At 66.8% G+C, this 9,069-nt stretch carries 8 protein-coding genes and 2 pseudogenes; 2 read left to right on the plus strand and 8 right to left on the minus strand.

All coding sequences use genetic code 11. The features are described 5' to 3' along the window. Positions 1–179: 179 nt before the first annotated feature. The 7 genes and pseudogenes from QZY48_RS09190 to QZY48_RS09215 all read right to left on the minus strand — a co-directional run bounded on the left by QZY48_RS09190 (position 180) and on the right by QZY48_RS09215 (position 5,621). Entirely contained in the window at positions 180–569 is a 390-nt protein-coding gene (locus QZY48_RS09190; RefSeq protein WP_295430348.1) for a tetratricopeptide repeat protein, read from the minus strand. 31 nt (positions 570–600) lie between these two features. Further along, positions 601–723 (minus strand): annotated as a pseudogene (locus QZY48_RS34715) (hypothetical protein); the annotation flags it as partial. Positions 724–806: 83 nt separating this feature from the next. Then, positions 807–1,496: pseudogene (locus QZY48_RS34720) on the minus strand (tetratricopeptide repeat protein); the annotation flags it as partial. Between the two features lie 726 nt (positions 1,497–2,222). Continuing rightward, the gene (locus tag QZY48_RS09200; protein ID WP_295430352.1) at positions 2,223–2,384 is read right to left on the minus strand and encodes a hypothetical protein; all 162 of its coding nucleotides are present in this window, start codon (positions 2,382–2,384) and stop codon (positions 2,223–2,225) included. A 25-nt stretch (positions 2,385–2,409) separates the two neighbouring features. Then, the gene (gene pta, locus QZY48_RS09205; protein WP_295430354.1) at positions 2,410–4,491 is read right to left on the minus strand and encodes a phosphate acetyltransferase; all 2,082 of its coding nucleotides are present in this window, start codon (positions 4,489–4,491) and stop codon (positions 2,410–2,412) included. A 55-nt stretch (positions 4,492–4,546) separates the two neighbouring features. Then, positions 4,547–4,741, minus strand: a complete 195-nt coding sequence (locus QZY48_RS09210) for an alanine-zipper protein (RefSeq protein ID WP_295430356.1) — start codon at positions 4,739–4,741, stop codon at positions 4,547–4,549. A gap of 736 nt (positions 4,742–5,477) precedes the next feature. Beyond that, positions 5,478–5,621, minus strand: coding sequence for a hypothetical protein (locus QZY48_RS09215; RefSeq protein ID WP_295430358.1), 144 nt, complete (start codon positions 5,619–5,621; stop codon positions 5,478–5,480). A gap of 177 nt (positions 5,622–5,798) precedes the next feature. Between QZY48_RS09215 and QZY48_RS09220 the strand changes: the two genes are divergently transcribed. After that, positions 5,799–7,508, plus strand: a complete 1,710-nt coding sequence (locus tag QZY48_RS09220) for a thiamine pyrophosphate-binding protein (protein WP_295430359.1) — start codon at positions 5,799–5,801, stop codon at positions 7,506–7,508. A gap of 251 nt (positions 7,509–7,759) precedes the next feature. On the opposite strand, the gene QZY48_RS09225 is transcribed toward QZY48_RS09220, so the two are convergent. Then, positions 7,760–8,203 (minus strand): hemerythrin domain-containing protein, encoded by a 444-nt coding sequence (locus tag QZY48_RS09225; RefSeq protein ID WP_295430361.1) that lies wholly within the window; start codon positions 8,201–8,203, stop codon positions 7,760–7,762. A 516-nt stretch (positions 8,204–8,719) separates the two neighbouring features. Here QZY48_RS09225 and QZY48_RS09230 point away from each other — a divergent pair. Continuing rightward, complete coding sequence (locus QZY48_RS09230; protein ID WP_100922744.1) at positions 8,720–8,896, plus strand: CsbD family protein; 177 nt, start codon at positions 8,720–8,722, stop codon at positions 8,894–8,896. Positions 8,897–9,069: the final 173 nt, after the last annotated feature.

Here is a 9,069-nt window from a genome sequence, read left to right on the forward strand (position 1 = left end):
AAGTTGCAGACTGCCTTACAGGCACTGCAATACAATGTTGATCGTGTAAAATCGTTCTTCCAGTTGCCGGAGACATTGTATGCTACATAATTATTTAGTCTGGATAACACATTAGGTCGCTATATCTTTAGGCTTCGGCCATCCCTCAGCAATCCTTTACTTGCTGTCTAATCAATATCTTAAGGCGGTCGCCAAACTGAACCAGTGCCCTTCTTGGCGCTGCCGCCCTTGCGAAACGATGGGATGCGAAACCCCGGACGCTTGATGCGGCTGAGGAGCTGGGCGGTGCTGAGCGTCTGCGGGTGCTTGGCGCCCAGGAGTTGCCGGAAGAGGTCGTGGGCCGCCTGGGCCTGGTTATAGGCTTCGGTGGTCTTGCCGAGTTTCAATAGATAGCCCGCGGTGTTGTGCAGGCACTTGGCCGTGGCGGGATGGCGCACGCCGAACAGTTCGTGCTGGATGGCCAGGCCCTGCTGGGCCAGGTCCAGGGCGCGTTGGTGGTCGCCCAGGGCGCCGGCATAGGTGGCCATGGTGTTGACGCTGATGGCGGTGTCGGTCGCCGAACAGGTCACGGTGGATGTGCAGGGCCTGCTGGGCCAGTTCCAGTGCCCGCTGCGGGTCGCCCAGCGCATTGGTGTAATAGGCGACGCTCAGGAGCGACGCGGCGGTATCGGGATGGCGCTCGCCGTAGAGGTCACGGTGGATGGCGAGCGCCTGGCTTGCCATGTCGAGTGCGTGTTGCTGGGGTTGCCCAGGGCATAGGTGTAGGTGGCGATGTTGTTGAGGGACGCGGCGGTGTCGCGATGCCGCTCGCCATGGAGGCCGCGGCGGATGGCGAGTGACTGCTCGGTCGATTCCAGGGCGCGCAGCGGGTCGCCGAGCGTGGCGGCGTAGTTGGCGACATTGCCGAGTGACCTGGCGGTATCCGGATGGTCATCGCCAAAGAGCCCGCGGCGGATGGCGAGCGCCTGCTCGGCCGTTGCCAGTGCGCGCTTGGAGTCGCCGAGCGCGTCCAGCGCGAAGGCCAGGTCGTGGTGCAGGCAGGCGAAGAGGGCCTGATCATCACACCCATGCTGCTTGTATTCGGCCAGTCCCTGTTCGAGCAGCCGCCGGATCTCCTGCGGCTGACCGCGCTGCAAGGGCACATAGATCCGCAGCCAGGTGAGCCGGGCGGCAAGTCTTGGGGCACATTCGACCGCATGGTCATGCCATTCGCGCAACTGGTCCAATTCGGCCTCGAAGTCCGGCAATTGTTGCGGGTCATCGAGCCGGGCGCTGAACCAGGCCGTGACCCGCGCGCACTGTTGCGCCGCCCAGTCGGGCCGCCCGGCGATGGGGGCCTGCGCCCGGCGGACCTCCCTTACCTGCCCGTGCATGGCGTAACGGGTGGTCCCCGGCACCGGCCGGATGATGCGCAGTGCGCTGCCGAGATCAAGCGCGGCGCTGAGTTCGGCGCCATCCTGCGCGCCGAGCATGGCGGCCAGCAGGTCGCGACCCATGGGTGCCGGACCGCCCCAGGCGAGTGCGTCCAAGACGGCCGGCAGGAGCGGCTGCTCCGCATAGACCCCGGTGCCGATCCGCAGGATTGAATCCAACTCGGCGTCGCTGCGCTCCGGCGCTGCCTGCCCGCGGTCCTGGCGCAGCCGTTCGAGATAGTCCTGGAAGCGCTGCGCGCCCTGCGCCAGTTGGCCGCCGGCCAGTTCCAGGGCCAGCGGCAGGCCGCCCAGGGTGTGGGTGATCGCGCGGGCGGCGTCGAGTTCCGCTTCGCCGTCCGGCTCGCGGCCGACGGTCTCGATCAATAGCCGCAGGGCGGCGTCGGGGTCCAGTGGGGCGATGAGGACCGCCGTGTAGTCCGGTTGCCCGGTGTTGCTGGTGATCAGAACGTGAGTGGCCGCGGCCGGCTCGGGCAGGTAGTCGCGCAGCGCCGCCGGGTCCTGTACCTGGTCGCAGACGATCAGGCAGTCCGCGACGCTGCGCAGCCGGTGGCGGGCGATATCGAGCACGTAGCGGCGTTCGGACTCGGGCGCAATCCAGCGGGCCTTGACCGCCAGATCCGCGAGCTGGGCGTCAAGGTCCCAGTCGGCGGACAGCCAGATGACGCCATTGGGGTACTGATCCCGATAGCGATAGGCATACTCCACGGCGACTTGGGTCTTGCCCAGGCCGCCCTGGTCGTGGCCGCCCGCCGCCTGGGTGATGCAGGTACGGCGCCCGGACTGGAGCTGTTACCGCACCTCGTCCAATGCCGTCTCCCGGCCGCGGAACTGATCGGCCAGTTGGCGGTAAGGGACGGCAAAGACCGGCCGGCGCGGATCATAGTCGGCGACACCCCCGGCCGGCGTATCATGGGCTGGATCGGTCGGGTTGCTGCTGCGCTCTGCCGTCATTCTTCAACTCCAAGCGGATTGGCTGTTATAGCGATGCGGCACTGCCGGCGTGCGCCGCCTGCGTCTGTTGTGCCTGAATCGCCGTCAGTGCAATCGTGAAGACGATGTCATCCACGCGTGCGCCGCGCGAGAGATCATTGACCGGCTTGCGCAGGCCTTGCAGCATCGGGCCGACCGACACGACGTTGGCGCTGCGCTGCACCGCCTTGTAGGTGGTGTTGCCGGTGTTCAAGTCGGGAAAGACAAAGACGGTTGCCTGTCCGGCGACCGGGCTGTCGGGCGCCTTCTGCCTCCCCACCGCGGCCGTTGAGGCCGCGTCGTACTGCAAGGGGCCATCGAGGACCAGCTCCGGGTAGCGCGCCTGGGCGATTGCCGTGGCGAGGCGCACCTTGTTCACGTCGTCGCCGCTGCCCGAGACACCGGTGCTGTAGCTGATCATCGCCACCTTCGGCGTGATGCTGAAGGCGGCGGCGCTGTCCGCGCTCTGCTTGGCGATCTCGGCCAGTTGGTCGGCCGTAGGGTCCGGATTGATGGCACAGTCGCCGTAAACCAGTACCTGGTCCGGCATGAGCATGAAAAAGACCGATGAGACGATCGAGGAGCCGGGCGCGGTCTTGATCAACTGCATGGCGGGGCGCACCGTATTGGCCGTGGTATGCACGGCGCCGGAGACCAGGCCGTCCACATCGCCGACCGCGAGCATCATCGTACCCACGACCACCACGTCCTCGAGCTGCTCCAGGGCCTGCGTCGGCGTCAGGCCCTTGGCCTTGCGCAACGCCACCATGGCGGCGACATAGTTGCCCCGGATGGCGTCGGGATCGAGGATCTCCAGACTGGCAGGCAGGGTGAGGCCCTGGGAGGCCGCGACGATTTCAATCGCCTCGCGCTTGCCCAGGAGCACGCAGTGGGCAATGCCCTTTTCTTCACAGATCACCGCGGCGCGCAGGGTGCGGGGCTCTTCCCCTTCCGGCAGGACGATGCGCTTTTGCGCGGCCCGCGCCTTTTGGATGAGTTGATAGCGGAAGGCCGGGGGGGAGAGTTTGGTGTTCTCCCGCAGGTGAAAGGCGGCGGAAATCGTCGCGGCGTCCAGGTGCTCGGCCACGCAATCGAGCACGGCATTCATGCGCGCGATGTCGTCCTTGGGCACCGTTGTCGGGATATGGCTGACCCGGCGCGCCGTCCCATAGCTGTCGTCATCGGAGCGCAGGATCGGCAGGCCGCGCGTCAAGGCCGGGGCCGCCAATTCCATGACCTGCGGGGCAATGACGCTCGCGTGGGTCAGCAACAGGCCGGCCAGTTCGATACCGCGAGCGGCCGCCAGGGCGCAGGCCAGAATCACGTCGTCCCGGTCACCGGAGGTAATCACCAGCACGCCCGGGCGCAGTCGCGGGATCACTTCGGCGACCGAACGCGCGGCGGTCACGACCTCGGTGACCCGGCGGGTGTCGAGTTCGCCCCGCAAGACCACTTCGGCGTTCAGGTGCTGCGCCACGTCCAGGGTGCGCGGCGCGCGCAGGCTGGGGTGTTCCGGAACCACACCCCAGATGCGCAGTTGGCCCAGGTTGTTGCGGGCCGACGCCTCATCGAAACCCGCGGGGGCCTTGTTGAAGATCACCCCGGCTACGCGGCAATCCTCGTTCGCGAATTGACTCGCAGCCAGGCGCGACTCGGTGACGGCATGCGGCAGCGAGGCGTCGGCGACCAGCACGACCTCGGCCTTGAGGCTGAGCGCCAGATCGACATTGAGTTGGGATGCAAAGGGGTGCTGCGCGTCGGCGTGCAATCCCTCTACGACGAGGACGCCGACCCCCGTGCCCGCGCTCATGCACAGCGCCACCACGTCCTCCAGCAATTGGCCGGTCTGGTTGGCGGCGATCCGTTCTGCCGAGTCCGCCAGCGTGAGCGCCGCGGGAACCGGGATCTGAAAGATCTCCCGGGCGAAGTAATCCGAGTTGTCTTCCTCTTCTTGGGCGATCGGTTTGACGAATCCGACCGCCACGCCGAGGCGTTGCAGTGCGCGCACGATGCCCAGCGCCGCCGACGTCAGCCCCACACCCTGCCGTACCGGCGTCACGAGGAAGGTCTGGGTGAAGCTGGAATTCATGACAAGACCGACTTCCCACCGCTGGCGGGAAGCCGGCGCGGCTGCGTTGACCGCTTTATTTACGCATGATCTTTTGATACATACGATCGAGGCGCTCCGTATTGGCGTCGCAGCAGGACTGGGCGGCCTTGGCGGCGTCCAGGGCCTGCGTGGCCATGTCGCGGGCGGTCTGGTCGGCGCAGCCGCCGATCAGGGTCGCCCCGATCAGGGCGGCGGCCGACAGGGAAACGAGCTTGAGGGTTTTTGTCATCGGTAAAGTCTCCGTTGGTTGAGCCTGGTGTCCAGGCTCTTTTTTTATAGCACAGGTCTACTGTCATGGTACTACGCGCGGCAACCCTGGGCGCCCTGATCTTTGGATTTTGAGCCGGTGGCGGTCCGGGGCGGGCAAGATAAGGGGCAGCGAAAAACATCGGTCGTCGGCTCGCGACGACGCCGCCAGGCCACGACCTGAGCGAGCGTCGCGGCGGGCTCCGGCGCGACCGGAACCGGTCCGCCGACGATCCATTATGATCGAGCGGCGGGTATTGCGCGTGCTGCTGACCGAACCGCGCATGGACATCGGCTCGCCCCGGGCGCCCGGCGACCTGAGGCCGGCACCCGCCCCGCGTAACCTAATCCACCGCAGGGTCCACCGACAGGCTCGCCAAACGCGACCGCGGCTTCGTTGTTACGCGCACTGGTTGCGTCGGTGCTGACCGTGACCTCGGTGCAGGAACCGCAGCCTCCGGCATACCGGCGCTATCGGTGGTTGCAGGTGGGAGACTCCCGCGGTGTGTAAAACCACAAGCCTCGCAGGCTTTCAACGGGTGCTTGGGTGCGCCACAAGCCGGACACAAGTTGGATGCCATGTTGACCACAACGAACTGATGAGTGAAGTAAAAGAGGAACTTCCGTGTCGCTTGCCGTCGTTGCCCCGGGTTGGCACCAGCGCTGCGTGCGCGGACCGACTCGCGCTGAGCAGTCCGCGCTCAGGTCCGCGCCCACCTTCAGGTGTCCTTGGAGGGCTCCAGCGTCGCAAGGCCGATCCCGCCCGGGGGCGCCGCCGCGGCGCCCGGCGCGGGAAGTCCCGGCGATCTCCAGACGCCCGCGGTCCTCCCGGAAATAACGATCATGGGGTGTGCCGAGTTCATCCATGGCGGTGCAGGCTAATGCGTTGCGCGGCGCAGAGCAAGCGCGGGTCACGATGACCCGGACCGAATACCGGCCAGCCACACCGCCGCCGACGACGTACACTACTGTTGCAGCGGCGCTCGGGGGCACCCGGCCGCCGATACCAATCCATCAGACGCGCAACGCGCAGGAACCCCATGAGCGGCACCTCCACCCTGTCCGGAGCGCCGGAGTGCGCCCCGACCGACTGGCCCCGGATCGGCGACTACCTGATCGCCCGCCTCAAGGAGGCGGGGGTCGATCACCTCTTCGGCGTCCCCGGCGACTATGTACTGCGCTTCTACGACCGGCTCTGCCGCTCCGAGATCCGCCATATCGGCACCACCCGGGAGGACACGGCCGCCTTCGCCGCGGACGGCTATGCCCGCTGCCGGGGGCTCGGGGCCCTGGCCGTCACCTACGGGGTGGGCGCGCTCAATGTGGTGAACGCAGTGGCCGGGGCCAATGCGGAGTGCTCCCCGGTGGTGGTGGTCAGCGGCGCCCCGGGGGTCGCCGAGCAGCGCGACGACCCGCAACTGCACCATCGCTTCGGTCCCTTCCGCTTTCAGCGCGAGATCTTCGAGCGCATCACCGTTGCCTGCGCCGTACTGGACGACCCCTACACGGCCCTGCGCGAGATCGACCGCACCCTGGACGCGGCGCGCCGCTACAGCCGACCGGTCTATATCGAGCTGCCCCGCGACCGCGTCGACACCCCGGCCTTCCCGATCCCCCGGGAGACGCCCTGCTGGGGCCCCGCCGCCGACCAGGCGGAGGGCGCCAGCGACCCCGAGGTCCTGGCCGAGGCGGTGGAGGAGACCCTGACCCTGCTGGGCCGCGCCCAGGCCCCGGCCATCCTTGCCGGGGTGGAGGTCCATCGCCGCGGGCTCCAGGACCTGCTGGCGGACTTCGTGCGCCAGGCGCGGCTGCCGGTGGCCGCCACGCTGACCGGCAAGTCCGTGGTGGCGGAGCGCCAGCCCGGCTATCTGGGGGTCTATGAGGGGGCCATGGGTCCGGAGGGCGCGCGTCAAGTGATCGAGCGGGCGGACCTGCTGTTGCTGCTCGGGGTCACCCCCAACGACATCGATCTCGGGATCAATACCGCCCGCCTGGACCCGGCGCGCATGGTACGGGCGGGCCAGGAGGAGGTCTGGGTGCATCGCCACCGCTTCCCGCGGGTGCATCTGCGGGACTTTATCGCGGCCCTCGCGACGGCGGTCAAGCCCCACCCGGGCCCGCTGCCGGAGGTCCCGGGTCCAATGACCGCCCCCGACTTTCCGCGGCCTGGGGCGCCCATGACCATGGCCAGGCTGATGGCCCGACTCAATGACTTTCTAACCCCCGACATGCAGGTGGTGGCCGACTCCGGGGACTGTCTGTTCGCCGCGGTGGATCTGCGGGTGCACGAGCGCAGCGAGTTCCTCGCCTCGGCCTATTACACGACCATGGGGTTCGGGGTCCCCGCCGCGCTGGGCGCCCAGGTGGCCCGCCCGAGTCGCCGGCCGCTGGTGCTGGTGGGCGACGGCGCCTTCCAGATGACCGGCACCGAACTCTCGACCGCCGCCCGGCTGGGTCTGGACCCTATCGTGATCCTCTGCAACAACCGCGGCTACACCACGGAACGCTTCATCCTGGAGGGCCCGTTCAACGACATCGCCGACTGGCGCTTCCACCGTCTGGGCGAGCTGTTCGGCCCCTTGCGCGGCTTCCTGGCCCCCACCGAGGAGGCGTTCGAGGAGGCCTTGGGGGCGGCGCTCGCCTTCCGCGACGGTCCCTCGCTGATCGAGGTGAGCCTGCGCCCGGACGACTGCTCCGCGGCACTCAACCGGCTCGGGGAGCAGTTGCGGGCGGTGGTGCAGGACGGCTGATCCGGGCGGCCGGGTGGCACTCGCCCCCGGCGTCAGGAGCGACGTCGTCGCCCGCCGGGAGGATCTGCGGGAAGAATGCGCGCTCGCTGCGGATGCTCACCGTAAAAGTCGCGCAGCGACGCTGTGGGAGCGGCTTCAGCCGCGACGGCCCGCGCGGAGAACGCCGCGTCGCAGTTCCCCGCGGCGCCGCTTTGCCGCCGCAGTCGGTCGCCGCGCGCTGCGGCGCAACCGCAAACGGACCGCCGTGCGGGTCAGGCCCGCGCGTAATGGAACATGCCGATCTCCACCAGCTTGGGCAGGAGGACCTCTTCTTCGCGGTCGAGGCGCTGTCCGATCATCTCGAAGACCTGATGGGTCTCGGCCAGAAAATCGTCGCTGAAATTGAAGTCGCCGTTGTTCAGCCAGTGCTTGTGGTAGTGATCGAAAATCATCCGCAGGGGCCGTTCACCGCTGATGAATCCCCAGGCGATCGATTTGACCTTGGGGTCATCGTGGATCAAGAGGCTGGGATAGAGACCGCGATCCTCTTCGGCCAGGTGTCGCTGCACCCGCTCACCCAGATCGAGCAACAACTCATAGGCCATTCGGGCATTGGGACGAACGCGCAGTTGCTCCGGAGTGAGGAGCGAGCGCAGATCGTCGATCATCTGACGGAGATCCGAATGCGTGCTGCGATAGCCGTCTAGGGTTTGCATAGCGGTCTTCCTCTCATTTTTTGTTGCGTCAACACCAGCGACTTGCTACAGGTTCCGGGAGGCTGAATTTGGTGGGTACCTGTCAGCCCCGGGGCCCACCTGGAAACGCTGTATCCAAGTCTAGACCAAGCACCGCGTTTGGTCAATAACGCTATGTTTTTATTAATTTTTGTTGTATTTTCGGACGATGTTGCAGGTCGACAACGGCCCCTGCCCGCTGGTCTGCGTCGGCGGGCATTGAACCGCTTGCCGATTGTTTATGTATCGCTTTTTTCTCTTGGGAGGAGCTCCTGCGCGTGACCTTGCGCCTGCTGCCGACGCCTGGCCGGAATGGTGCACTGCAACAAAATTGTTAATTTACAACAACATTTTGCCAGACTGGTGTGGGTGCGCTGGCGCACCGAGTTACCGCGGTTTCGCGCGTAGCATTCTCCGACAGCGCGGGGACACTCGTTACCCGGCCGGGGCCATGGCTGAGCAAAGGTCATGTTCACACTCATCATCACGAGACCTCTCATGAACAAAGAACAAGTCACCAGCCGTTACGAAGAAGCGAAAGGCGCCGTCAAGGAAGTCGCCGGGCGGGTCGTCGGCAATGACGACCTGGAGGCGGAAGGCATCGTCCAGAAGAACCTCGGCAAGGTCGAGGCGGGCGTAGCCGATCTCCGGGAAGACATCAAGAAGGCCATCTGAATCAGACGGCCGCCCTCCACCAGGGACACGCAGGCCGCTGTCAGCGGGACCCGCGACGGGTGTGACCAGAGCCCCGGCCACCTCGCTTGCCGTAAGGTCGTGGGTCCGCAGTGCGGCCTTGATCAGAACGCCGGCCACGCGCCCTTGCGGTAGCCTGTCGCGGCCGGGGGGCC

The organism is uncultured Thiodictyon sp. (assembly GCF_903828115.1).
Classification (GTDB): Bacteria; Pseudomonadota; Gammaproteobacteria; order Chromatiales; family Chromatiaceae; genus Thiodictyon.

Excerpts from the sequence above, each read along its gene's own strand:
- QZY48_RS09230 (WP_100922744.1), top strand. The coding sequence starts at position 8,720 with ATGAACAAAGAACAAGTCACCAGCCGTTACGAAGAAGCGAAAGGCGCC.
- QZY48_RS09215 (WP_295430358.1), bottom strand. The coding sequence starts at position 5,621 with ATGAACTCGGCACACCCCATGATCGTTATTTCCGGGAGGACCGCGGGC.
- QZY48_RS09225 (WP_295430361.1), bottom strand. The coding sequence starts at position 8,203 with ATGCAAACCCTAGACGGCTATCGCAGCACGCATTCGGATCTCCGTCAG.
- QZY48_RS09200 (WP_295430352.1), bottom strand. The coding sequence starts at position 2,384 with ATGACGGCAGAGCGCAGCAGCAACCCGACCGATCCAGCCCATGATACG.
- QZY48_RS09210 (WP_295430356.1), bottom strand. The coding sequence starts at position 4,741 with ATGACAAAAACCCTCAAGCTCGTTTCCCTGTCGGCCGCCGCCCTGATC.
- pta (WP_295430354.1), bottom strand. The coding sequence starts at position 4,491 with ATGAATTCCAGCTTCACCCAGACCTTCCTCGTGACGCCGGTACGGCAG.
- QZY48_RS09220 (WP_295430359.1), top strand. The coding sequence starts at position 5,799 with ATGAGCGGCACCTCCACCCTGTCCGGAGCGCCGGAGTGCGCCCCGACC.